Origin of the sequence: Pseudomonas sp. DCB_BI (assembly GCF_026240995.1) — a bacterium.
Taxonomy (GTDB): domain Bacteria; phylum Pseudomonadota; class Gammaproteobacteria; order Pseudomonadales; family Pseudomonadaceae; genus Aquipseudomonas.
The window spans coordinates 1-387 of the sequence record NZ_JAPFCG010000091.1; the positions used below are offsets into that span (position 1 = coordinate 1).

The window sequence follows — 387 nt, forward strand, 5'->3', positions numbered from 1 at the left end:
TGGTGATGGTGGTGTGAGGAGACGGTGACCTGGGTTCCCTGGCCCCAGTAGTCATAGGAACTACCGGCCCCAGGGTAAGTATACTGTGTACTTGCTGCACAGTAATAAACGGCCGTGTCCTCAGGTTTCAGGCTGCTCATTTGCAGATACACCATGTTCTTGGAGTTGTCTCTGGAGACCGTGAAACGACCCTTCACGGAGTCTGCATAGGATGTGGTACTACCGCTGTAACCAATACCTGCTACAAGTTCACGTTGCTCTCCGGGAACCTGGCGGAACCAGCCCATTGTACGGGTGCGTCCAGAGGCTGTACAGGAGAGTCTCAGAGAGTCCCCAGCCTGCACCAATCCTCCCCCAGACTCCTGCAGCTGCACCTGGGCCATGGCC

At 56.3% G+C, this 387-nt stretch carries 1 protein-coding gene; it reads right to left on the minus strand.

Translation table 11 applies throughout. The annotated features are described in order from the left end of the window. Positions 1 to 383: hypothetical protein (locus tag OO258_RS27845; RefSeq protein ID WP_416309236.1), on the minus strand; the 383-nt coding region annotated here is incomplete at its 3' end. Positions 384 to 387 lie beyond the last annotated feature (4 nt).